The sequence below is a fragment of the Psychrobacter sp. 1176_08 genome (genome assembly GCF_052850615.1).
On sequence record NZ_VXCU01000002.1, the window covers coordinates 180,817 to 203,760 of the forward strand.

Sequence of the window (22,944 nt, forward strand, 5' to 3'; positions counted from 1 at the left end):
CGTATATTGACGATAGAATAAAAATAGTAATTTGCGATAAAAGAATAAAAGAATAAAAGAATAAAAGAATAAAAGGAGATAAGGATGATAACTGATCATGACATGCCACATCTGCGCCGCTGCGTAGCGCTGGCTGCCGACGCTCTAGAAGCAGGCGATGAGCCGTTTGGTAGTGTATTGGTTGATGGCGACGGTCAGGTTTTATGTGAGGATCGTAACCGCGCTAACACGGTGGATCCAACTTATCATCCTGAAATCGCTGTAGCAAAATGGGCGGCGCAACACATGACAGTTGCTGCGAGGGCAAAAGCGGTGGTGTATACCTCAGGCGAACACTGTGCAATGTGTGCAGCAGCTCATGCATGGGCAGGTCTTGGACGTATTGTATACGTCAGTTCCTCAAAACAGCTGACCGAATGGATGATGGAGATGAATGTAAAATCCACATCACCTATTAATACTTTTTCTATTCAAGACATTGCGCCAAATATAACTGTATCAGGCCCTGTCGCTGGCTTGGATAAAGAGATAAAAGCATTGCAACAGCGCGCGCTCCAAAGAAGTTAAATTTTTTATCTTATATCGTGATAAGGATATTTTATGACTACAAACAACAGTAATGATAACAGTCAAACCCCGTCCGATACTGCTTATCCCAATCAGAGTCTTGACTGGCTCACGCGTTTGATTGGTTTTGATACGGTCAGTCGCCATTCAAACTTGGCACTTATTGAAGACGTGCAAGCCTACTGTAAGCAATTGGGCCTTGCGGTGGATTTGACTTTTAATGAGGCCAAAAACAAAGCCAATCTATTTGTGACCGTACCCGCTGGTAAAAACGCTGATCAAGTAAATAATGGGCTGGTGCTCTCAGGGCATACGGATGTGGTGCCAATCGATGGTCAAGACTGGACGTCAGAGCCGTTTACTGCAACGATTCGTGGCGACAAGCTCTACGGACGCGGCGCTTGTGATATGAAAGGCTTTATCGCTTGTGCTTTAACACTATTGCCGCAAGCCGTGCAATTATCAAACAGTGGAAAACTACGTCGTCCCTTGCATCTGGCATTGTCGTTCGATGAAGAAGTTGGCTGTTTGGGCGCGCCACTCATACTGGCAGACTTAAAAGCCCGCGGTATTACGCCTGATTATTGTATCGTTGGTGAGCCGACCAACATGGCGATGGTGGTGGCACATAAAGGCATTGCGGTTTATCGTTGCCGTGTGCATGGTAAGTCTGCCCATTCATCCTTGACGATGCAAGGGGTCAATGCCATCAGTTACGCCAGCCGCTTGATTGGCTACGTGGATACGTTGGCAGAAGAGATAAGCGGTCGCGATGACAATGATGCGCTGTTTGATGTGCCTTATTCGACCTTATCCGTTGGTACCATACGAGGCGGTACAGCAACCAATATTGTACCCAACTTGTGCGAGTTCACCTTTGACTATCGTAACCTGCCGCACATGACGCAAGACGATATTTTAGTACCTATTCAAGCGAAGGTTGCAGAGCTCAGCGCACAGATGCAAGCCCGTGCTCCAGAGACGGGCATCGAGCTGGTGCAAGAAGAAAGTGTGCCAGCCATGACCGACAATGATAGCGCTGAGCTGCAAGCGTTGATAGCGGCATTAACTGGAGATGACGAGCGTCATAAAGTGGCTTATGCAACTGAGGGCGGTCAATTTACCAATGCTGGTATTCCAACGATTATTTGTGGGCCGGGTAGTATTGAACAGGCGCATAAGGCAGATGAGTATGTGGCACTGAGCGAAATAGAACGTTGTGACGAATTTTTGCAAAAACTATTAGACAGTTGCACCATCAGGTAGTCTATAAAAATGCCAAACATATGTATATAATATGCATAAGTAAAAGAAATACCGTCTTAATGGCGGTATTTCTTTTTTGGCGATGTGGCTGTTCGTATAAGAACCATTTATATATAACAAAGTAGGGGTTAGCTGATGTCTTGGCATCTGTTTGCAGTATTTTTCGCAAGTACGTTTTTGATTTCCGCGACCCCAGGTCCCAATATGCTACTGGCATTTCAGTACGGCATGAACTATGGTGTGAAGCGAACGTTATGGACGCTGGCAGGTTTGAGCCTTGGACTGTTTGTTTTGTTACTGTCAACGCTGCTCGGATTGGATGTGATCAGTCGTCAATCGCCATGGCTGCTCACGATTATCAAAGCCGTGGGCGCGGCATACTTGATTTATTTGGGTATCAGTTCATGGCGTGATGCGGGCGATGGCAGCCTGATGAGCGATGCTAAAGAGCTAAGTGCGGAGGTAGAAGCCGACTATGCTGCCTCTGAGGGTACATCTACTAGACCGCAGCCACGTTCGCTCTCTAGCGCTGCCGTGCAAGTAGGTCCCAGCAATCTTACTTTGTTTCGTACGGGTGTTTGGGTCTCTCTATCTAACCCAAAAGCGATTTTGTTCTTTGCAGCCTTTTTCCCTAAGTTTATTAATTTTAGTGCGCCACTATGGCCACAATATATTCTACTGACCATTGGGCTGTTCATGAGTGAGACCATTTGGCAGATCGTATATACCTTGGGTGGCAAGAAGCTGGCAAGTTGGCTCGATGTGGGTGGTCGCTTAGCATGGTTAAATCGTGGTTGTGGCGTCATTTTTGTATTGATTGCAGCCGCTTTGTTAGCTGACGTCATAAAAGATTTTACGATGTAAAAGATATGATTGTTATTTATTTTTTATATTAAAGAAACTTCCTAAAGTATTAATATAAAATTGATACTAAATTAATAGTTGACATTGATTTTTAAATCGTTATTATAATCGCATTGATTTATAGGTTTTTATATCGAATAAATCACATCAATCAATTTGCTTTTGTCGCCCTGACATTAGCCATAACCTATGGAGGAATCATCGTGTCCTATATAACTGTTAAGACGTTTTTAAAGATTGAATGTATGAAAAGCATGACAGCAATGATGACTTCTAAAAGGTTTGGCTAAGCCTATAGATCAGTTATTTATTGATACTTTATAATTTAGTGTCTCTAAACAACCTTCTATATCTACTCGCGTTATCCTTCTTTTAAGTTATCTGTGTTGTATGGTTATTTGACTATACTAGGCATTCTGCTGTTTATTGCTTGTCTAACATTTCTCTTTACTGTCTATCAAAAGATAAGCTATGTGAAAACTTAGCTAATGTCTGTCTGCGTGTATGTTGTACACATAGCATCTATGCGGTCATTTTTGGTACGGTAATATCTTTATTAAAACGTCCATTATAAATTAGCCATGAATTTTTATTGATTTTTAATTAATAAAAATATGGTTTTTTATTGCCTATCATTTCTTAATTGTCGATTTTTCTTATTAAACATTGAGTTTAATTGAGACGGATAAGTCATGTCTAAAGAACTAAATAGGTGAATTAAAAAATATATGGTTTTAAAAATAAAAAATGGAAAAAACAATGAGCATTCAATTAGTATTAAATAAAAATAGCAAACATGGCGTCCCTGTCAAAATATACACCACCGATATTGAACAAGGTGCCATGCAGCAACTACGCAACTTGGCTCAGTTAGAATTTGTACATTCGCACATTGCTGTCATGCCTGATGTGCATGTTGGCAAAGGTGCTACTGTTGGCAGTGTGATTCCGACCAAATCTGCCATTATTCCTGCGGCAGTCGGTGTAGATATTGGCTGTGGTATGAACGCGGTACGATTGTCGCTGACAGCAAGTGATTTGCCGGATAGTTTAAAGTTATTACGTTCGATAGTAGAACAGCAGGTGCCAGTAGGGTTTAACTTGCACAAACAAATCCAAGCCAAAAACTCGACGCTTGATCCGCTTGGCAAACGACTGAAACCTATTACCGATAAGCATCCGGGTTTACTCAAAATGCTAAAAGGCTTTGATCGTACTTGGGCCAAGCAGCTGGGTACGCTTGGCGGTGGCAATCATTTCATTGAGCTGTGTTTGGATGAAAACAACGATGTTTGGGTCATGCTGCACTCTGGCAGTCGCGGTATTGGCAACTGTATTGGCCGCTATTTTATCAATCTTGCCAAAAAAGAGCGCCAATCACGCTTTGGACATGTACCAGATCGGGACTTGTCTTACTTTGCTGAAGGCTCTGATAGCTTTGCTGATTATGTAGAGGCGGTCGGCTGGGCGCAGGATTACGCGCTCGAGAATCGCCGTGAGATGATGCGTCTAGTCATTAAAGCCATGCAATCGCCGCAAGCAGGATTGCCACGATTTACGCTTACCAAAGAAGCTATCAATTGTCATCACAATTATGTCAATGAAGAGGTGCATTTTGGCGAGCAGGTTTATGTGACGCGCAAAGGCGCAATCAGTGCATATGCAGGGGAGCTTGGTATTATCCCAGGTTCTATGGGCGCAAAGTCTTTCATCGTACGTGGTCTGGGATCAGCTGAGTCATTTTGTTCGTGCTCACATGGGGCAGGGCGGCAGATGAGCCGAGGCAAAGCGGTGCGCGCGTTCACCATTGACGAGCTAAAAGCGCAAACCGATGGGGTTGAATGTCGTAAAGACAAAGGTGTTATCGATGAGATACCTGGCGCTTATAAAGACATTGATGAAGTGATAGCCAATCAAAAAGACTTGGTTGAAGTGGTGCATACGCTGAAGCAAGTCATGTGCATTAAAGGCTGATATCAAGCCTGCAAATCATCTTAGCGTCGTCAAACTTGCTTCATGTACTGGAGGTACAATTTGCGCTCGTTTTTCTCACTAATATGGTTTTGGCGTTGGTATCTAAAAAGAATTATAGAATAGGTAATCATATGAGCTTAAAACAAACGTTAAAAAAGGCCAAACAGATTGAGCGGCATTTAGAACAGCAAGCTGAATCAGGTGCACAGCATTCGATAGGCGCAGTGAAGCCACGCAATTATTTGGCGCTGAATCCGCTACTCAAAAAAGGCGGTATTCATGAAAAAGAAGATATTGACATCGTCCGCAAAAAGCGTCGTCGTGAGACCAAGCAGCAGCTACGGAAGACAGATTGGTTATCAGAATAGGAGCAAAAAAATTTTACGAGTCACGAACGATGATGTTATTTATTCACTTTAAGAAAAGTACGGTTTTACTATAGTAAGACTATTATAAAAAAGAGTTAGCGTGGCTGGGACAAATTTTTTGCCGCCTCTGTCAGCGTAGACACAGCAAGCAAGAAAAATTTGTATCAGTTACACGTTTAAACTCATATAACTGTTATTCGTATAACCGTTTTATTTTTAGACGACGTTATTTACGATCAAGATTGAACAAATATAAAGGAGGATTTTATGAGATTACTTAATAAAGTGGCACTGGTCACGGGTGCTGCACAAGGCATTGGCAAAGCGATTGCTGAGATTTTTGTTAAAGAAGGCGCAACGGTTATATTTAGTGATATCAATGATGACAAAGGGCAGCGTGCTTGTAATGATATCAATATCAAGCGTCAACAGTGGGGCGAGTCAAAACCAGCACAATATATGCATCTGGATGTTTCAAACGAGAGCGATTGGCAACAAGCTGAGCAGGCTATTAAACAAAAATACCAAGGCTTAGATATCTTAGTTAATAATGCGGGTATTACAGGGTTTTTAGAAACCACAGGCGCTCATGACCCTGAACATTTGGATATGGCAAGCTGGCGTAAGGTGCATCAAGTCAACCTAGATGGCGTGGCGCTAGGATGTAAGGCAGCTATTGCTTTGATGAAAAATCGTTCAACCGATAAAAATAGCAACTCCAGTATCATTAATATCTCCTCACGCTCAGGTATGGTTGGCATTCCGTTAGCAGCTGCTTATGCTTCAAGCAAGGCTGGGGTCAGAAATCATAGTAAATCCGTCGCCTTATATTGCGCGCAAAATGGTTATGATATTCGCTGTAACTCCATTCACCCAGCCGCTATTTATACGCCAATGTGGGATACGATGTTAGGAGAAGGGGATGCGCGTGAAGAAGCGATCAAAGTAATTAGTAAGGACATTCCACTTGGTTACATGGGTGATGTCATGGACGTGGCTTATGCCACGCTTTATTTGGCGAGCGATGAGTCAAAGTACGTGACAGGTATTGAGCTGACGATTGATGGTGGGATTTTGGCGGGGAGCACGGCTACTCCAGCTCAATCAGATTGATGACGTATGATTTGTAAACTTTAACAAAAAAGGCCGCTCACGATAATTGTGAACGGCCTTTTTGTATTAACTGGTCACTCTAGGGTAAGGATTACGCCAATACCTCGATTAGCTCACCCTTCACCATATGCGGGCTGACAAAATCAGTGATACGCACGCTGACGATCTTACCGAGTAGCTCATTCATTTGCTCCTCATCGTACGGGAACATAACCGTGCGCGTATTATCTGCCGTCCCAATTAAGCAATCAGGATGGCGATTGGCGATTTGTTCGACCAACACGCGAGTCGTTGTACCGACCATTTCGTGCGTTTTAGCCAGTGTCGAGTCGACAATGACCTTTTGAAATTCAGCCAAACGCGCTTTTTTGGTAGTGAAGCTTACATCATCTGGCAACTCAGCCGCTGGCGTACCTGGGCGCTTAGAGTAAATAAAGCTATAAGAGTGATCGAAGTTCAACTCTTTTGCCAAGTTCAAAGTGTCTTGGAAGTCTTGCTCAGTCTCACCAGGGAATCCAATGATAAAATCGCTCGACAAATGGATGTCAGGGCGAATGGCTTTTAGTTTGTTGATCTGGTCAATATAAACATCGATGGTATGGTTACGCTTCATGGCAGCAAGAATTGCATTGGAGCCGCTTTGTACGGGCAGATGTAAATGCGATACCAGCTCTGGCAACTGCGCATAAGCGTCAATGATGTCATCGGTGAACTCAAGCGGGTGGCTTGTGGTATAACGAATACGCTCAACACCATCGACATGCGACACATAATGCAGTAGCTCAGCGAAACGGCAAATGCTGCCATCGTCTTTTTCGCCGCGATAGCCATTGACGTTTTGTCCCAGTAGGTTGATTTCTCGGATACCTTGAGCGGCAAGGCTGTCAATCTCAGCCAAGACGTCATCAAGCGGACGCGACAATTCTTCACCGCGCGTATAAGGCACCACACAAAATGAGCAGTATTTCGAGCAGCCTTCCATGATGGAAACAAAGGCCTTATAACCTTCTACTCTTGGTTCTGGTAAGAAGTCGAATTTTTCAATACTTGGGAAAGATACGTCGATAGTACCGATACGGTTCTTTGGCGATATATTACGCTGCTCATTTGATTGATCATATAGCTCTGGCAAGCGGTGTAAGGTTTGTGGGCCAAATACCATATCGACATAAGGCGCCCGTTTTTGAATATTGTCGCCTTCTTGCGATGCCACACAGCCACCGACACCGATGACGAGATCAGGACGTTTTTCTTTTAGTTTGCGCCAGCGACCCAGTTCTGAAAAAACTTTTTCTTGTGCTTTTTCACGAATAGAGCAAGTGTTCATCAGCAGAACGTCTGCTTCATCAATATTGTGAGTCACTTCCATGCCGTGCGAGTCACCAAGCACGTCAAGCATTTTACCAGAGTCATAGACATTCATTTGGCAGCCTTGAGTCGTCACAAATACCTTTTTGGTGGTCGTTTGCGTGACAGGCGATTGGGCTGAACTTGCTTCTTTGAGTGCAGTGGCAGCTGGCGCAGCAGCAGTTGTGTTAGCAACAGCGGCGTCATTAATGCGGGGATTAAATACAGTAACACTCATAAGGGAAAGTCCATAATTAACTAAAATATAGCGAGATAGCGGATTAACAAGTGGCGTATTTTATCACAACCCTCTACCAATGTGAAAAATTAGCGTGCGCAATTGGCCATCAATGTGATGGATTAATTATAACAGTATCAATTGTTTACTGAGCTTCATATCACTTTTGGTAAAAATCGTCTCTGCTATCACTTCTATGTTACACCGCGCTATCGTATTTATTAACAAAAGGTAAAGGTGATGGTTGCAAGTGCAACGAGTATAGTATGATGAGTATCATCACCATAGCGGTATCTGGCAAATCACCGTTTACACATTGTAGAGATATAATAAAGAGAGACAATATGACGAAGTTGCGCGTTGCTTATGGCATTAAGGATAGAGAGATTACCAATCAAAAGGATTGTTCAAAGCGTCTCAACGTAAGTACACTGCGTTTTAGCGCACTGAGCTTGGCAACGGCAATGAGCACACTTGGATTGTCACAAGTGGCTTGTGCAGAGCTGACATGGGGCGATGAAGAAACCTATCAGCCCGAAACCAGTTATCAATCAGAAAGCTATCAGCAAAATACTGGGTATCAACAAGACAATGGTGCAAGCTCATTTACGGCAGCTGCTATTGCAGCCGATCGTGGTGATGTAAACGCGCTTTATAATTATGAACAACAAATGAGTGGTGGATTGTTTGCCATGTATCCGACGTACTGGCGCATGAATCAAGACCTTAATTCACAAAGCTCAGCAGCTGTTTCGCAGTTCGTGCGTCAATATCCAGATACAGTGATGGCAGAAAAACTGGTAGCTGATTTTGCCGAGACCAAAGCGGGATCCAATGATTATGCTTCGGTGCGTCAAGTGGCCAATTTGATCACCAATGCTGATGCCAGTGAACGCTGTGCAGTAGGACTTGGCTTTAATAATGGCGGTGATACCATGCGCGCTATGGCTGCAAAGTCTGAAGTGTGGCTTACCACCAAAAAGCAGCCGGCCCTATGCGATCAGTTGGCCATGGAGATGAATAATAACGCACTGATTAGCAATCAAGATAGAGCTGCTCGTCTCAAACGCATGCTGCGTATAGGTAAGACAGGAGATATCATGGCATTGTCATCGCGCCTTGGTACACCGATTGCCTATTCGGCATTAAGTGAGATTCAGTTGAACCCGTCGTCTTATTTTAGCCGTTTTAGTCGTGAACCTGCTAGCCAAGCCAACCAGTATTTATATCTCTATGCGCTAGGGCGTCTGGCTGATAAATCTTATCGCGAAGCAGCAATGCAATTGGATTTTGATGTTAAGCAAGACAATCAGCGTTCAGCCAGACTGTTGAATGATGACACGCGCCGTTATGCTTATCGCATCATTGGTGTTAAGCGTATGAATTATAATACCGATGATGGCTTTAATGTTGAGGCAGTTGATTGGTTCCGTAATAGCTTGGACGAAGACTTTAATTTTGAAGAAGCAGAAGACTACGCTCAGGCAGCGATTCGCTTTAGTCGCTGGGATGATGTGGTCGAAGCCATATCTAGAATGGATGCTGAGACGCAAAAACAAAGTCAATGGCAATATTGGCTTGCCCGTGCCTATGAGCAATCGAGTAATAATAACAAACGCAATACTGCTAAGAAAATGTATCAGAACATTGCAAAAGGCAATGATTACTACGGTTTGATGGCAAAAGATAAGATCGGTCAACGTTTTGATGCCAGTCGCTTTGGCGGTAATAATTTACCGAACGTTAGCCCTGCCGATCGTGCGCGTGTCATGCAAGACGCACATTTTGCCCGCGCTTTTGCCTTATATAATGCTGATGCTAGCCGTGCCTATGCCAACCGTGAATGGAACTGGGCGGTGAAGCAGGCGCGAGACAAGCGTGATGACAATTTATTGATTGCTGCTGCTCGTCAAGCTTATGATATGGGCTGGCTTGACCGTGCGATTTATGCCATTGATAACACGGATAGCGTTGATAGTTTGGCCTTGTCTCATCCAATGCCGCATCAAGATGCAGTCGTGCGTTATAGCCAGTCTGCGGGTATTGATCCAGCATGGGCTTATGGCATTATGCGCCAAGAGAGTCGTTTTGTGACCTCAGCGCGCTCAAACGTTGGTGCTAGTGGTCTGATGCAAGTAATGCCTGACACAGCAAAATATATTGCCCGAAACTTGGGTGAGACTTATAGTGCTAGTCGCGCTAATAGTGGTGATACCAACATCCGTTATGGTACTTGGTATATGGGCGATATCTTTGGCAAGTTGAGCCGTCAACCCGTATTGGCGACGGCAGGCTATAATGCAGGACCCAATAATGCCAAGCGCTGGCAGCCTGAGTATGGCTCATTGGCTTCGGATCAATACGTTGAAACGATTGCGTTCCCTGAAACCCGTAATTACGTAAAACATGTGATGGAGAATGCCACTATTTATAGTAGTCTCTTAGGCAATGGTCAACCAATCAGCCAGCGTATGGGTACAGTGCCTGCTTCGTATTAGGGCACTCATACCTTATTAAAATAGCTTTATTAAAGTAGGTTTGTATCAATCAAAAAAGTCATTAGCGAGTACTTGTTAATGGCTTTTTTATGTGCAAAGTTAACCTCTAATATGCATGCGTTTTGCTTTGACAAATAACAGATTGAATTTGATGGAATAGGCTAAATAACTTATACCTTTTGCAGTCTTTAGCGACTGTTTACGTTTCTGCTATAGAATAAAAAAAACGTTTTGTTACCATTGCATCAATCTATACCCATAAAAGGGTAGCCATATTTTTTGTTAGCTATAAGCTTGGTCTATACGCATTGATAGTGTGGATGCTACGACCTAAGCGATAGTCCTTGTCTTATCATTGCTAGATGCCTTCAGCCCTTATGATCAAAAAATATTTTAATCTGTGCACAGTAACAAAAATCGGTCTTCGTCCATCTACTCAGATGCAGGTACGTTTGCCAGTAAATAAGGTAAAAAATCAAGACCAACTGATGGCACAGTCTACCCTTGAGCGCGTCAGTCAATATCATAAGCGTGTGATAAAGATGAAAGCGCCTAGCAATATTCAGAAGACGGTAAGTATTGGCGCATTTTTGATATTACAAAGTATGATGCTTCTTCCAGCACAAGCGGCTAGTGCGGTAAAAACAGGGCAGCGTGTGTTGATGATTGAAATGACGCCCGCGCTTTGTAGTATTCAGCCGACGCGTGCCCGTATGCGTCAGTGTCTTGAAGGTTATTCACTCAATGTATCTGGTCTAGATATGGGTTATGGAGAGCGTTGCGGACGGGGTAGTGAGCCTCGTTTGACACCATTACAACTAAAAGTCGTCAACCGTGTAATGCCTGATACCACCGTACGCAGCCAAGCGTGGCAACGTTATGGTGTTTGTAGTCCACTTAGCGCCAGTAGTTATTTTCGCCAGATAACCAACTATGCAGGTGCGTTAAAATTGCCTTCTGAGTTAAACACTGGTAATAGTTATACCGTCTCCAAATCGCGCTTTATTAGCCAAATGACTCGTCTCAATAGCGGTATGTCTGCTGCTAGCATTGATCTGATTTGTCAAGCAGGTAGCCGACGCCAGTTAACCTTAACGGATATCCATGTTTGCTACGATGGTAATGACTTTGGTACGTGTCAAAATGTGGTGGACAACTGCGGTAGTAAATTTGTCATTTCAGGTGGCAAATAGTTTTATCCACATCTTTTAAACATAATTTTAATCCTGCTTCTTTCAATATTTTTTGACTGCCTTCTCTAATCGTATTTCTAATGTTTCTTGGCGTATATTCAAATTTTAAATCAACGAACATTACCTCTATAAATAGATTTTTTCATTCTTCTTTATAGACGTCTAATGCCAACTCCTTGATTGGTATCATATTCTTTCCGTATAAAATGTAACAATATAATCAGTGGTAGGTGTCTGATTGTCTCTAGACGATTTGCTGAACGAAGTGCTACACTAGCTCTCGGTTTATGGCTGCCACTATGCAGCAAACAAGTCGATATCTAAAATGATAATCGCACATTCTATAATCATAATTAGGGAGTATTCCATGTCAATGAAACAGCCTTTACGTGTTGCCGTCACTGGTGCCGCTGGTAATATCAGCTACGCGATGCTATTTCGTATTGCATCTGGCGAGATGCTAGGTAAAGATCAGCCAGTTATTTTGCAATTGCTTGAAATCACACCAGCTCTTGACGCCCTAAAGGGTGTAGTTATGGAATTGGAAGATTGTGCTTTCCCATTGTTGGCAGGCGTTGTTCAAACGGATGATGCGACTGTTGCATTTAAAGATATCGATTATGCATTACTGGTTGGCGCACGTCCTCGTGGTCCAGGTATGGAACGTAAGGATTTGCTAGAAGCCAACGCTGCGATTTTCTCAGCACAAGGTAAAGCATTGAATGACGTTGCAAGCCGCGACGTAAAAGTATTGGTTGTGGGTAACCCTGCCAACACTAACGCACTGATCGCTCAGCGTAATGCACCAGATCTTGATCCACGTAACTTCACGGCAATGACGCGTTTGGATCATAATCGTGCGATGGCTCAGTTGGCTGAAAAAACTGACAGCACTGTCAACGACGTTAAAAACATGACAATCTGGGGCAACCATTCCTCTACTCAGTATCCAGACCTAACAGCTTGTACTGTTAACGGTAAGCCAGCGCTAGATTTGGTTGATCGTGACTGGTACGAAAACACTTATATCCCAGACGTACAACAGCGCGGTGCAGCAATCATTAAAGCTCGTGGTGCTTCGTCTGCCGCTTCTGCTGCCAACGCTGCTATCGCACACATGCGTACGTGGGCACTAGGTACCGATGAAAACGATTGGGTGTCTATGGGTGTTTACTCAAACGGCGAATATGGTATTGCGGAAGGCCTCATTTACTCATTCCCTTGCACCTGTAGCAATGGCGATTGGTCTATCGTAGACGGCGTTGATGTGTCATCAGATTTCTCAAAAGAGAAAATGAAAGCCACTGAACAAGAGCTTAGCGAAGAGCGTGATGCAGTAGCGCATCTACTTCCATAAGTAGAAAAAACGCGACAAGTATAAAAAGCCCTCTGAAATATGAGGGCTTTTTTACATCTGTTCGATACGCAGTAATTGATTGTTTTTTCATATGAAGATTTTTTTAGTTGAACACAATTGATAACCTTAAATGAACGTTGATTAACAGCTTTTAAGACAAAGCTTGCTACAATCAATGAGGTAATTTTAATAATAAGCACTGTTAACCCTGTGCCATCTAAGGAGAAAAATATGTTGGGTGAACCTGAATATAGTATGAACGATTTATTTGCACAATTAGGATTAGAAAGCTCTGACGCCGCTATTGATAGCTTTATTGAAAAAAACCAATTAGCAAAAGAAGAAGAGTTGATAGAGTCCACCATTTGGAACGACAATCAACGCGCTTTTTTAAAGGAAGAGTGGAATAAAGATGCAGCATGGGTAGAGACCATCGATGAGTTGAATGTACGTCTACATCCAGACGCCTAAAAACCAATCGATAAATCAGTTATTAAAAAACCCACACGCTATTTTAGCGGTGGGTTTTTTTATGGATGTAAGATAGATGCTTATTTATAAGTCGGTTCAAGAGTTATTTAAACAGCGTTATTGCTGTGAGCGCCACTCAAGCAAATCTACCACATCTTGCTGGATACCTGCTTTGAGCGCATCGAGGCCATCATAGTGGCGCTCGCCATGTAAATAATGCAGAAAGCGTACCTGTAAGGTCAATCCATATAAATCTGCTTGTAGCTCTGGGAAGTGTACTTCAAGACGCCAGTTGAGGGCTTGATCGACAGAAGGCCTGGTGCCAATATTGGCGGTACCAAATAAGCTGTTTGGGCGTAATCCGGCAACGCCTGTTTTACCAGTCTCCGCTGATGTGATTAAGCCATCAGGAATCACTTGTCCTTTGTCGTCAAGGCTGACAACGTCGACAGCAAAGATACCATGCAAGGCAGGTTTTAGACGGTCAAGCTCAATATTGGCAGTAGGGAAGTTCATGGTACGACCTATTTTATCGCCACCAACGACCAGTCCTGTAATGCTATATTCGCGCCCCAACAAGGCGTTGGCCGCTTTTAAATCGCCTGCCAATAACAGATCACGAACACGAGTAGAGCTAATACGCGCCGCTTTGCCATCGACATCCGTGATCGTATGCAAGTTAGTCACATGCAAGCCATAATCGCGTAAAAACTGGCTGTCACCAGTTCGATCATGACCGAAGCGAAAGTCATCGCCCAATACCAGCGCTTTAACGTTTAAACGCAGTGCCAAAATATCGGCAAACGCCTGCGCTGATAGCGAGCGAAAGTCAGTATCAAAGCCAGCTACGATTAAGGTTTCCACCCCATACTCTGCTAGTAATGATTGCTTTTCTGCAAGGCTAGTAAGACGGGCAGGTGCTGTATGCGGGGCAAAAAATTCGCGCGGCTGTGGCTCAAATATCATGACTGCTGCGCCAAGATTTTGCGCATTGGCAATGTCACGAACTTGAGTTAGCATCGCTTGGTGACCAAGATGAACACCATCGAAGTTGCCGATAGTAAGTACGCAGGGTGCAAGGTCTACTGGGCTAGTATTTGCAGGCAAAACACTTGGCGACGCAATCAGTTGCTCAAGAAAATAGGTGTTCATAAATTTTCAGCTATGATAGATAAGACCAGATAAAAAACACAATCAGACCAAGTAATACAATCAGACTAAGTATTGATGTGTCTAAAGCCAGCCATTATAAAGTAAAATGACTATACTAACATCCTATAGTCTATTCACCAGATAAGTATGTAGATATCAGTCTCATTATCTCAAAATAATGGGCCGCTCTTGTGATGACTGTGAGGATAAATTAGCCGTATTTAGTGAGTAATGATAAATAATGCCATTCATTCTGGAGATATTATGTCCAATGTTGCTTTGAGCGCTCAACCTTCTAGATTATCAATGGATAAGCCTAACGATCCTTTTGTCGTTCAGCGCGCAAGTAAAGACGATTTAGCAGAAATCTTAGCTATCTATAATCAAAGTATTGCTGGCAAACAAGCCACTGCCAATCTTGCCCCAGTGACGTGTGAAGAGCGTATGCAGTGGTTTGAAGAGCATTTAAACAGTGCAACGCGTCCTATTTATATCGTTAGAGCTGAGACAAAAGACAATGATAACACAGGCTCCAAAACACTATCGCCGATCGTTGCTTGGGGAAGCTTTAGCGATCTTTATGCTCGTACGGCTTATCATATCAGCACCGAAATCAGTATTTACTTAAATAAAGCAAATCATGGTCAAGGGCTGGGTAGTGCGTTGACAAGTTGGATGCTCACACAAGCGCCAAGCCTTGGTATTCATAATGTTGTCGCCTTGATATTTGCTCATAATCAACCAAGCTTAGGACTGTTTCGAAAACTTGGTTTTGAGCAGTGGGGATACATGCCAAAGGTTTGCGACATGCAAGGCTTCATCGCTGATGTGGTTATGCTTGGCAAGTCCGTAACGTCAAGTACTGAAACCGCAAACACTATAATGCTAGATACGGCAGTGCCAGACGCTACGACTTCAGCTACTACAATTTTAGATACGGTAACAGTAGCTAAGGCAATGTCAGATACAAACGGCGAAACCATTTAGCCCAAAATCTTCCACTGACCATCAATTTTTTGTAGCTCGTAAGTTAAAGGGGCAGGCTCACTCTGTCCTCTCAACATCAACTCGCCTACAATGGTGGCACGAGTCTTATCTTCATTATAAGTGGTATCAGTGATGGTGACGCCCTCGACCGTTTGCTCAAAAGCCGATTGGGTCTTGGCAAGCTCTTCCTCAAAGTTTGCCATATCTACTTTGTAGTATCCTGCAGATTTTTTAATGTTACCTTGATACAAGCTGTCTAGTGCTTGCTTGACTGTATCCTCTGGCGTACCCGCTTTAGTCGGATTGGTGACCAAGCTTTTTTGCTTATTGGTAGCGGTCAACGGCTGGGTGTTATCAGTCATAGTTTGCTTCGTCGCATCATCTGCGACTGTCTCATTGGCTGTCGCATCAGTATCGACCCTATCCGTTTGGGTAGAGCTTGCTTCTGAGGTACTAGCAGATGAGGCATCCTCGGTAGTACTGACTGCGTTTGCGCTGTCTATCTCTGCGTTATCGTTATTGCTACAACCACTCAAAAGTAGTCCAGTGCTTAAAATGCCAGTCGCACATAGCATTGGTAGTCGCTGTAAGTTAAACAGTTTCATTGTCATATCGAACCTCAAATGTCAGTTATGCATCAATACTCGATTATGACAATTATTTGCCTTATAAGGTGTCAATTCTCATACTAAGCTTGTTTTGGTTTCGTAAGCCAATCAATCTCTTAATCAGCTTACTTGCTGTTATCCGTGTTTGAGATGGCGCGGACGGAACCCCGTCGACAACAGTACTACTCCGTACACCAGTGCGCCCACCGCACACATTATAAGTAGTGCCGCTATACGTCGCCATTGAGCATCGTCAGTTGGGAAGAAGGGTAGCATGACATAAAGTACAGCGACCATGGCACTCGTTGAGATGGCAAACTGGGTAAACAGTTTTTTCCAATGAGGACCGAAGCGAAAAATTTCGCGCTTATGCAAGAAGTAATACAGCAAGCCTGCGTTGACAAATGATGCCCCTGTGGTTGCCAATGCCAAACCGCCATGTAAAGGTATCTCTAAGAAGTAAAATATACCGATAAAGATGACACTAAAAATCATGTTGGCAAAGACAGAGATGATGCCGATTTTGACAGGCGTTCTGGTATCTTGACGCGCAAAAAAAGCAGGCGCAAAGATTTTTATCAGCATAAATCCTAGGATGCCACCAGCCATACTGCGTAATGCCAAGGAACTCATTTGTGCATCACGCAAAGTAAATTCACCCCGTAAGAATAGCGCTTGCATCAGCACATCTGACAGGATAAATAGCGCCGCCGAAGCAGGCACACCCACCAATATGATTAGGCGCGCTGCCCAATCAATGGTTTTCTTAAAGCTGACATCGTCTTTTTGAGCCTCACTTTTGGACAAACTTGGCAAAATAACGGTACCAATTGCCACACCAATCAGACCTAATGGTAACTCACTCATACGCTCGGCCGCATAGAGCCAAGAAACCGAACCGCCAATCATCAATGACGCAAAAATCGTATTTAGCATTAAATTGATTTGAGTGACAGAGACACCAAAGATAGCAGGCAGCATGAGCTTTAGGATACGGCGAACGCCTTCATGCTGAAAATCAACCTTTGGCGCAACCAGTAGCTTTTGTTGCCATAACTGTGGTAGTTGGATTAATAGCTGGAGCAAACCTGCGATGGCAACGGCATAGCCAAGCGCCATAATGGGAATATCAAACATGGGGGCGAAAATTAGCGCGCCACCAATCATACATAAGTTCAATAGCACAGGCGCAAACGCTGGAGCGGCAAACCGTCCATAGCTTTGCAAGATACCACTTGCAAACGCGGTCATAGAAATAAATAGCAAGTAAGGAAAGGTCAAGCGTAGCAATTCAGCGGTAATGGCGAATTTATCAGGTTGGTCAGCAAAGCCTGGGGCAAACAAAGTCACCACCCAAGGCGCGATCAGAATGACCACCACGGTCAGCATAGAGAGAATCAGTAGCAGCGCACCCGACGTACGACTGACTAAGATCTGTACCTGCTGTAAGTTGTATTTTTCTTTATATTCTGACAAGACAGGGACGAAAGCTTGACTAAAGGCGCCTTCTGCAAACAGCCGTCGCAAAAAATTGGGTATCTTGAAGGCAACCAAAAAGGCATCCATCAGACCACCCGCGCCAAAGACACCTAGCAATACGACATCGCGTACCAGACCTAAAATACGAGACAGCATGGTCATACTGCTGACCACCATGGTTGAACGAAATAACCGACTTTTTGCCATGAGAACCTATTTTGCTAATTTGTTTGTCAATGGTTGTTTGCTGCGTGACTGCGACCGAAAAACTGACGAATTATAGCACTTTCATCATGGAGATAAATGGATTGGATGTGGAAATGATTAGCGCCCATTTTGGGGTTTATTGATTCAGGCTTCTGGCTATCAAATCACGCAACCTTGGCCATTCAAAATAGTCACCAGGATCTGTTTTGCGTCCTGGTGCAATATCGCTATGACCGGTTAGGTGTCGCCGTGTTTTAGGGTAGGCCTGATATATAGCCAAAATAATCTGGGCAAGCGTCTCGTATTGTGTATTGGTAAAGGACACAAAATCTGACCCTTCAAGTTCAATACCGATGCTATAATTATTACAGTCAGGTCGACCAAGATAGCTTGATCTACCTGCATGCCACGCGCGCTCTTCAAAGCTTACAAACTGAGTGATTGCCCCATCACGCTCAATAAATAGATGAGCCGATACTTCTGCGCCTCGAATGGTCTGAAAATAAGGGTGAGCATTCCAGTCCAATTGATTGGTAAATAACGCTTTAACATAGTGCATGCCATTGGCATCGCATGCGCCAAACTCATTGGGTGGTAAGCTGATATTATGAATAACAATGGTGTCAATGCTCGTTTCTGTCGGTCTGTTATTCTGGTTCGGTGAGGCAAGCCAAGTGGCCGCTGATAATCTACCAGCGCTAATTGTCATTGGTAATGCTAAGGACATAACGTTCTCTTGTAATAAGTAGTAAACAAATACCGTGTTGATGCTTTTATTTGACGGATTTGTATAAAAAATCCGCAGGATCTATTGGTTAAAATGGTCAAGGTTGAAGCGGTTTTCAAAATAGTTATATTAGTGATTTATTCAATCCAGCCATTGAGCAGACACATTTACCCAAACCCTTAATTGCGCAAGCAGCGTGTGAATCATAACGTGCGAGGTTTTACCCCATGTCTATAAAACCTATCTCTTCGTCGGTAAATTGTACCTTAACCAAAATTGGTCAGCGAGCACGTTTGCCAGTTGCTATCGCAGGGTTTTTACTTTCTGCTCAATCACAAGCTTTTTTACCGACTCCGCTATCAATAATGACCACAGGGGAGCTGGCGGACAACTCTACCCCAGAGTTGGTAACTGCGCTGCAACAGAATGTAGTCACTGCCAAGGCTATAGCCCCGTTGTCTAGTAATGTTCAAACAGACGCTCAAAAACCACCCAATAGTGCAGCGGAATCATTGTTAAATACGTGGCGCACACAGGTAAAAACAGAAAATCTGGCACAGCATACAACATGGCGACGTTTATTGTATTTTTATGATGGTCAAAATCGCGCTCTTGCTAAGAAGAAAACAGAGAGCTTGATTGATGACCCAAGCTTCTTTTTAAGTGAGCGTGGTCAACAGGATTCAGGCGCAGAATTGGATGACATGCTGGTTGTGCTTGCACAAGAATTGACACAGTCTTCTACTACTAATGACAAGCGAGTTAACACCCAAGCCAACCGCTCCATTTCATGTCGTTTTCCAGCACGAGTCGCTTGGTTAAAAAATGTATTAACCATTGATGATGCGAGCCTACCAGCTGAATGTCCAGAGCTGGACGAATGGACACAGAAGCTTGCTCCCGAACAGCTGTCGATTATGTTTGCGCAGGAGTATTTGGACAATCCCACCTCGGCTTTTGCTCATACGTTATTGCGTATTGACTCAAAAGCAAGTGTGGCTGATCCAAGTCAAATCCATCATGCTTATGCGCTCAATTATACAGTGGGTGGCAATCCAGCAGACAGTTTTCCAGTGTATGCAGTCAAATCTATGATAGGTGGCTATGACAGTATCATCGAAATAGACCTCTATCCTGAAAGATTTGCCAAATATATACAAGATGATGAGCGTGATGCTTGGACTTATCAATTGAATCTGACACCAAGCGAGGTGCAGCAAATCATCAGGCATGTTTGGGAAACCAAAGATTTAGAGTTGCCGTATTACTTCGCTACCGATAATTGTGCGTCTGAGATTTTACGTCTCATCGATGTGGTGCGACCGCAGCAACATTTATTGAGTCAACTGCCTTATGTGGTCGTTCCATCAGATGTGGTGCAATTATTAAATAAGGAAAGTCTACTCGGTAGCACCAATTATACCCCTGCCGATAGCACGTTACGTCAAGCCCAGCTCAATGAGGTGAAGCAGCAGCGTGACCAACTGGGCTATCACAATAGTGCAAAACAAACGGTCAATGAGATTAAATCGGCGCAGCTCAACCCAGTGTCAAGTATGTCAGATAATAAGCAGACATTGCTACCGCGTTCCATTGCGGTATCGGATAACAACCCAATAGACAGACACCCGTTGCAACTTGGTTATGTGGGTATGGGTCAACGCGGCGATAATAACTATATCGATATTGGTGTGCGGGCAGGCTACCATGATACCCTCGATCGTCCATCAGGATTTCTGCAGTTTTTTGACTTAGAAGGTGCTGCTGCCACCTTGCGCTTATATGATAAAGACGACCACTCCTCAAGTCATCGTGACTCTCAGCCAAAAAGCGTGGTCTTGCAAAATGTAACCTTGATTCGCGGCCGCTCTTTTAATCCCATTAATTCTGCCAAAAAAGGCAAGACATGGGGCGCAACAATAGAGGCGACACGTGTCAACGATGGCTCACAAGAAAATGGGACAGATCATTTGGTGGGCAGTGTGGGTTATGAGTCAGGTTGGTCTTGGGCGTTTGGCACACCAAAGGCAAATACAGGTGAGATGCCGCCACAGCTATGCTATACCTTTTTGTCAGGAACCGCACAAACAGGGCGAGGTCTCAATAAAGGCTTTCGCGTCGGTACAGGTATCAATGCTGGATGCCGCTACCAGATTAACAATCAGTTACGTGCGCAGGCTGAATTGCAACTGCCATATTGGTATCATGGCAACAGTAACGAATCCGACGTTCGAGGGCATTACTGGCAGCCGATATCGACGTTAGGGTTGCAGTACGATATCGATAAAAAACAAGCACTGCGTATCAATGCCAGCTATGACTGGCAAGATCGCGTCGCTGATCATGACGATGTACAACTCTCGTATAGACGATACTTTTAGACGTTTGGCTTTTATAGTCGATAATAAATGAAGTTGATACACGATATTATGACGCGAGACTGGTACAAACCTTCCTTGCTGTGCCTGCGCAGACAGGGGCTGCAAAAAATTTATCTCAGTCTCGCTGATACTCTTCTATGTTGATTTGACTATAAATATTTGGCAAAGGTAAGGATGCAGGATGAGCACTCAAAAATTTCTGATTATTGGCCAAGGTGATATTGGCTTACCAGTGACCAATAAACTGGCGCAAAACAATAAAAGCGTCACTGGATTGGCACGTGGTGAGCGTCATCAGTATGATTTGGATGATAAAGCAACATTTATGCAAGCCGATGCATCAACGCTTACTGCTGAGCAATTGCAGGGCTTTACTCATATTGCCATTATTGTGACGCCTGATGAATATTCTGCCAGCGGCTATCACAATAGCTATTTGGCCATCAATCAGCATTTAGCACAACTTAGTGAGACACTTACTGAGCTTGAGCGCATTGTTTTTATCTCGTCAACCGGCGTTTACGGACAAGATAATGGTGAATGGATTGATGAACATACGGTGCCTTTGACACCTAAGCGTGAAGCGTCAAAAGTTATCCTACAAGCAGAACAAATATTACAACAAGGTTTTGGGGATAAGGCGATTATCATTCGTCCCAGCGGTATTTATGGCCGCGCGCGTCTCATGCGCTTGCGTAAGGCCAAAGAGTCACAAAAAGAGCCAGTAGCAGCAGAACACTGGAGCAACCGTATTATGGATCGTGATTTGGTCACTATCATTACCAATGTATTGACGTGCGATGCACCAAGACCTATTTATCTCGCGACTGATTATAGGCCAGTCACGACTTTTGAGCTGACCACTTGGCTCAGCAAACAGATGGATGAAATACCGCCTGCTATCGATCAGACAAAAACAGCTGTCACAGGAAAACGCTTACACAGCAACATTCCATTAGCTTGGCTAGACTATCCTGATTGGCAAGTCGGCTACCGTGATATTTTGCGCCATCAAGCATAAAGTAAGTCTAAACTCGGTCCAGTGTGAGTGTTCGGTTTGCTTCGTTTTAAATTTTATTTTTTAGAGAGATTTCATGACTCAGCCTTCTACTTCTGACAATCGCATGCCTCATGCTGACTTTTTTGCAGAAGGCATTAAGCCCGCAGAAGATGAGCGGTCTTGTCTTTTAGCCGATAACAGCTCACCTGCGATTGTACATCCTAATTTTGATCCCGCTCAATCACCCGTCGATCCTGCCAGACCGTTAACAGATATCCCTGAACCGACGCGACGACTCAATGAGCAGTTACGCAGGCTTTATGGGCACTCGGTACGGTTTTATCAGCCTAGTGAAGATAGCCTATCAAAGTGGGGATTGATCGCGTCAGAGGCGTTATCTGAGCATTTGTCGCTGTTAAAAGCAGCGCACCTTATCGATTTGCCAGCCAGTTTTTATCAAAATTACAGTGAGCAGCCACTATTATCGCCCCTACATGACATGACATTGTTGGATATGTCGGACATACAGCAGGCGATTCGGGCGTATCCAAAACTGCATCGCTACGGTTTTACCTTGAATGATTTACCAACTGAGGTGGCTGAAATTACAGATAAGCATACTAGCGTTACATCTACCTCTTTACGGGTGCTGACCAAACGCTATAATCCAGATGAGCTACTCAATAGTCTTTACGCGGATGATTGGCAAGTCGTTTTACAGCCACAAGTGTTTGAGACGGGTGAAGGCAGTTTGGCGACTGACATTATGGCTTGTAGCGCTGCCGTTCATGCTTTAAAGCAATGTGATACGCGTAAAAGTATCAATGACCGTTATAGCGCAGCACAACTGTGTCAACACATACGCAGCTATGTGCTCAGCCAAATCACTCTTGAACCTGCGCAGCGTCATGCGTACCGCCAAATACGAATTTTTGTAGGACATGTTATCGTTGCTGCCTATCATTTGGGCTGGGATATACAAGTCAGTGCGGATGGCCAATGCTATTTCAATGTGTCATCGCGCAATGGCTTGTTGACTCGTTATCCCAATATGCAAGATTATGACATCAATGGTTGGTCAAGCTGATGAGTAATGCGTACAATAACGCAAATTTTTTGCCCTTCTTTTTGCTAATAGGAATGCCAT

General features: G+C 43.9%; 19 protein-coding genes. 14 read left to right on the forward strand and 5 right to left on the reverse strand.

The genetic code is table 11. From position 1 onward, the window contains the following. Positions 1–84 precede the first annotated feature (84 nt). The 6 genes from FW759_RS03385 (at position 85) to FW759_RS03410 (ending at position 6,152) form a co-directional block, all read left to right on the forward strand. Positions 85–567, forward strand: a complete 483-nt coding sequence (locus tag FW759_RS03385) for a deaminase (RefSeq protein ID WP_095569849.1) — start codon at positions 85–87, stop codon at positions 565–567. Positions 568–600: 33 nt separating this feature from the next. Further along, positions 601–1,833, forward strand: a complete 1,233-nt coding sequence (gene argE, locus FW759_RS03390) for an acetylornithine deacetylase (protein WP_095569850.1) — start codon at positions 601–603, stop codon at positions 1,831–1,833. 135 nt (positions 1,834–1,968) lie between these two features. Then, positions 1,969–2,697 carry a LysE family translocator gene (locus FW759_RS03395; protein WP_443505012.1) on the forward strand — a complete coding sequence of 243 codons (729 nt, stop codon included), beginning with the start codon at positions 1,969–1,971 and terminating at the stop codon, positions 2,695–2,697. A gap of 759 nt (positions 2,698–3,456) precedes the next feature. Continuing rightward, the gene (locus tag FW759_RS03400) at positions 3,457–4,671 is read left to right on the forward strand and encodes an RtcB family protein (protein WP_446442195.1); all 1,215 of its coding nucleotides are present in this window, start codon (positions 3,457–3,459) and stop codon (positions 4,669–4,671) included. A gap of 131 nt (positions 4,672–4,802) precedes the next feature. After that, positions 4,803–5,039 (forward strand): hypothetical protein, encoded by a 237-nt coding sequence (locus FW759_RS03405; RefSeq protein ID WP_446442196.1) that lies wholly within the window; start codon positions 4,803–4,805, stop codon positions 5,037–5,039. A gap of 267 nt (positions 5,040–5,306) precedes the next feature. Further along, a complete protein-coding gene (locus tag FW759_RS03410; RefSeq protein ID WP_446442197.1) occupies positions 5,307–6,152 on the forward strand; it encodes an SDR family oxidoreductase in 846 nt (281 codons plus the stop codon). A gap of 91 nt (positions 6,153–6,243) precedes the next feature. Here FW759_RS03410 and miaB read toward each other — a convergent pair whose 3' ends face one another. Continuing rightward, positions 6,244–7,737 carry a tRNA (N6-isopentenyl adenosine(37)-C2)-methylthiotransferase MiaB gene (miaB, locus tag FW759_RS03415; RefSeq protein ID WP_062845367.1) on the reverse strand — a complete coding sequence of 498 codons (1,494 nt, stop codon included), beginning with the start codon at positions 7,735–7,737 and terminating at the stop codon, positions 6,244–6,246. 344 nt (positions 7,738–8,081) lie between these two features. On the opposite strand from miaB, the gene FW759_RS03420 reads away from it, so the two are divergent. The 4 genes from FW759_RS03420 (at position 8,082) to FW759_RS03435 (ending at position 13,256) form a co-directional block, all read left to right on the forward strand. Continuing rightward, complete coding sequence (locus FW759_RS03420) at positions 8,082–10,235, forward strand: transglycosylase SLT domain-containing protein (RefSeq protein ID WP_446442198.1); 2,154 nt, start codon at positions 8,082–8,084, stop codon at positions 10,233–10,235. A gap of 488 nt (positions 10,236–10,723) precedes the next feature. Next, on the forward strand, positions 10,724–11,428 hold the full coding sequence (locus tag FW759_RS03425; protein WP_446442199.1) for a ribonuclease T2: 705 nt from the start codon (positions 10,724–10,726) through the stop codon (positions 11,426–11,428). 367 nt (positions 11,429–11,795) lie between these two features. After that, complete coding sequence (locus FW759_RS03430; protein WP_179288363.1) at positions 11,796–12,785, forward strand: malate dehydrogenase; 990 nt, start codon at positions 11,796–11,798, stop codon at positions 12,783–12,785. A 231-nt stretch (positions 12,786–13,016) separates the two neighbouring features. Next, positions 13,017–13,256: a DUF2789 domain-containing protein gene (locus FW759_RS03435; protein ID WP_095569857.1), complete on the forward strand. Its 240-nt coding sequence runs from the start codon at positions 13,017–13,019 to the stop codon at positions 13,254–13,256. A 117-nt stretch (positions 13,257–13,373) separates the two neighbouring features. On the opposite strand, the gene ribF is transcribed toward FW759_RS03435, so the two are convergent. After that, the gene (ribF, locus tag FW759_RS03440; protein WP_446442200.1) at positions 13,374–14,408 is read right to left on the reverse strand and encodes a riboflavin biosynthesis protein RibF; all 1,035 of its coding nucleotides are present in this window, start codon (positions 14,406–14,408) and stop codon (positions 13,374–13,376) included. Between the two features lie 264 nt (positions 14,409–14,672). Between ribF and FW759_RS03445 the strand changes: the two genes are divergently transcribed. Next, entirely contained in the window at positions 14,673–15,395 is a 723-nt protein-coding gene (locus FW759_RS03445) for an N-acetyltransferase family protein (RefSeq protein ID WP_446442201.1), read from the forward strand. Here FW759_RS03445 and FW759_RS03450 read toward each other — a convergent pair. From FW759_RS03450 to ampD, 3 genes are all read right to left on the reverse strand, one after another. After that, a complete protein-coding gene (locus tag FW759_RS03450) occupies positions 15,392–16,006 on the reverse strand; it encodes a hypothetical protein (RefSeq protein ID WP_446442202.1) in 615 nt (204 codons plus the stop codon). The genes FW759_RS03445 and FW759_RS03450 overlap by 4 nt on opposite strands. A gap of 132 nt (positions 16,007–16,138) precedes the next feature. Next, complete coding sequence (murJ, locus tag FW759_RS03455) at positions 16,139–17,689, reverse strand: murein biosynthesis integral membrane protein MurJ (RefSeq protein ID WP_443508613.1); 1,551 nt, start codon at positions 17,687–17,689, stop codon at positions 16,139–16,141. 136 nt (positions 17,690–17,825) lie between these two features. After that, entirely contained in the window at positions 17,826–18,416 is a 591-nt protein-coding gene (gene ampD / locus FW759_RS03460) for a 1,6-anhydro-N-acetylmuramyl-L-alanine amidase AmpD (protein WP_446442203.1), read from the reverse strand. Between the two features lie 227 nt (positions 18,417–18,643). Here ampD and FW759_RS03465 point away from each other — a divergent pair, with 227 nt between their 5' ends. The 3 genes from FW759_RS03465 (at position 18,644) to FW759_RS03475 (ending at position 22,884) form a co-directional block, all read left to right on the forward strand. After that, complete coding sequence (locus FW759_RS03465) at positions 18,644–20,797, forward strand: Lnb N-terminal periplasmic domain-containing protein (RefSeq protein WP_446442204.1); 2,154 nt, start codon at positions 18,644–18,646, stop codon at positions 20,795–20,797. Between the two features lie 181 nt (positions 20,798–20,978). After that, positions 20,979–21,818, forward strand: a complete 840-nt coding sequence (locus tag FW759_RS03470) for an SDR family oxidoreductase (RefSeq protein ID WP_446442205.1) — start codon at positions 20,979–20,981, stop codon at positions 21,816–21,818. 73 nt (positions 21,819–21,891) lie between these two features. Next, complete coding sequence (locus tag FW759_RS03475; RefSeq protein ID WP_446442206.1) at positions 21,892–22,884, forward strand: hypothetical protein; 993 nt, start codon at positions 21,892–21,894, stop codon at positions 22,882–22,884. Positions 22,885–22,944 lie beyond the last annotated feature (60 nt).

Bases quoted from the DNA above. Each gene is read 5' to 3' on its own strand.
- FW759_RS03465 (WP_446442204.1), top strand. From the start codon at position 18,644: ATGTCTATAAAACCTATCTCTTCGTCGGTAAATTGTACCTTAACCAAA.
- ribF (WP_446442200.1), bottom strand. From the start codon at position 14,408: ATGAACACCTATTTTCTTGAGCAACTGATTGCGTCGCCAAGTGTTTTG.
- FW759_RS03420 (WP_446442198.1), top strand. From the start codon at position 8,082: ATGACGAAGTTGCGCGTTGCTTATGGCATTAAGGATAGAGAGATTACC.
- FW759_RS03445 (WP_446442201.1), top strand. From the start codon at position 14,673: ATGTCCAATGTTGCTTTGAGCGCTCAACCTTCTAGATTATCAATGGAT.
- argE (WP_095569850.1), top strand. From the start codon at position 601: ATGACTACAAACAACAGTAATGATAACAGTCAAACCCCGTCCGATACT.
- FW759_RS03475 (WP_446442206.1), top strand. From the start codon at position 21,892: ATGACTCAGCCTTCTACTTCTGACAATCGCATGCCTCATGCTGACTTT.
- FW759_RS03385 (WP_095569849.1), top strand. From the start codon at position 85: ATGATAACTGATCATGACATGCCACATCTGCGCCGCTGCGTAGCGCTG.
- FW759_RS03450 (WP_446442202.1), bottom strand. From the start codon at position 16,006: ATGACAATGAAACTGTTTAACTTACAGCGACTACCAATGCTATGTGCG.
- miaB (WP_062845367.1), bottom strand. From the start codon at position 7,737: ATGAGTGTTACTGTATTTAATCCCCGCATTAATGACGCCGCTGTTGCT.
- FW759_RS03410 (WP_446442197.1), top strand. From the start codon at position 5,307: ATGAGATTACTTAATAAAGTGGCACTGGTCACGGGTGCTGCACAAGGC.
- FW759_RS03425 (WP_446442199.1), top strand. From the start codon at position 10,724: ATGGCACAGTCTACCCTTGAGCGCGTCAGTCAATATCATAAGCGTGTG.
- ampD (WP_446442203.1), bottom strand. From the start codon at position 18,416: ATGTCCTTAGCATTACCAATGACAATTAGCGCTGGTAGATTATCAGCG.
- FW759_RS03470 (WP_446442205.1), top strand. From the start codon at position 20,979: ATGAGCACTCAAAAATTTCTGATTATTGGCCAAGGTGATATTGGCTTA.
- FW759_RS03395 (WP_443505012.1), top strand. From the start codon at position 1,969: ATGTCTTGGCATCTGTTTGCAGTATTTTTCGCAAGTACGTTTTTGATT.
- FW759_RS03435 (WP_095569857.1), top strand. From the start codon at position 13,017: ATGTTGGGTGAACCTGAATATAGTATGAACGATTTATTTGCACAATTA.
- FW759_RS03430 (WP_179288363.1), top strand. From the start codon at position 11,796: ATGTCAATGAAACAGCCTTTACGTGTTGCCGTCACTGGTGCCGCTGGT.
- murJ (WP_443508613.1), bottom strand. From the start codon at position 17,689: ATGGCAAAAAGTCGGTTATTTCGTTCAACCATGGTGGTCAGCAGTATG.
- FW759_RS03405 (WP_446442196.1), top strand. From the start codon at position 4,803: ATGAGCTTAAAACAAACGTTAAAAAAGGCCAAACAGATTGAGCGGCAT.
- FW759_RS03400 (WP_446442195.1), top strand. From the start codon at position 3,457: ATGAGCATTCAATTAGTATTAAATAAAAATAGCAAACATGGCGTCCCT.